This window comes from Pseudomonas sp. EA_5y_Pfl2_R50, from assembly GCF_963970475.1.
In the GTDB taxonomy this organism is placed as follows: domain Bacteria; phylum Pseudomonadota; class Gammaproteobacteria; order Pseudomonadales; family Pseudomonadaceae; genus Aquipseudomonas.
In genome coordinates, this window is the sequence record NZ_CAXAPT010000054.1 from 1 (window position 1) to 696 (window position 696).

General features: G+C 66.1%; 1 protein-coding gene. It reads left to right on the forward strand.

Features of this window, described 5'->3' with window-relative positions:
- Positions 1-624 (forward strand): recombinase family protein (locus tag AACY19_RS26650; protein ID WP_339454473.1); only part of this gene is annotated, 624 nt, incomplete at its 5' end.
- Between the last annotated feature and the right edge of the window lie 72 nt (positions 625-696).

The following is a 696-nucleotide window of genomic DNA, read 5'->3' on the forward strand; positions in this document are numbered from 1 at the left end:
GTGTCCAAGGCTGACGGATCGCAGACGCTGGCACCACAGCGCGATGCGCTGCTCGCCGCCGGCGTCGATCCCTCACGCATTTATGAGGATCTCGCTTCGGGTCGCCATGATGCGCGCCCCGGCCTGACCGCCTGCCTCAAGGCGTTGCAGCCCGGTAATACACTGGTCCTCTGGAAACTTGACCGCCTCGGGCGCGACCTTCGGCATCTGGTCATCACCGCCGAGGCGCTGCGTGAGCGCGGCATTGGGTTGAAGGTACTGACCGGCGCCGGCGCGCAGATTGACACCACCACCGCCAACGGCCGCCTAGCCTTTGGCATCTTCGCCGCTTTTGCAGAGTTCGAGCGCGAGTTGATCGCCGAGCGCACACAGGCCGGCCTTGCCGCGGCACGCGCGCGGGGGCGCATGGGAGGGCGACCCCGCAAGATGGACAAGGCAACGCTGGCGATGGCGATGGCCGCCATGTCCGATCGCAACGCGATCGCAGCCGATGTCGCGCGCCGTCTCGGGATGACGACGACGACACTCTATATGTACGTGAACGGTGACGGCACGCCCAAGGCGCCGGGCCAGGCACTGCTTGACGGTGTGGCGTACCGCAAAGAACGACTACGCGCCGCGTGATGAAGCACGCCGCGCATCAGCGATCAGGCATATTGCCGAGCGGGCGAGACGATCACGTCATGTTCGATCGAC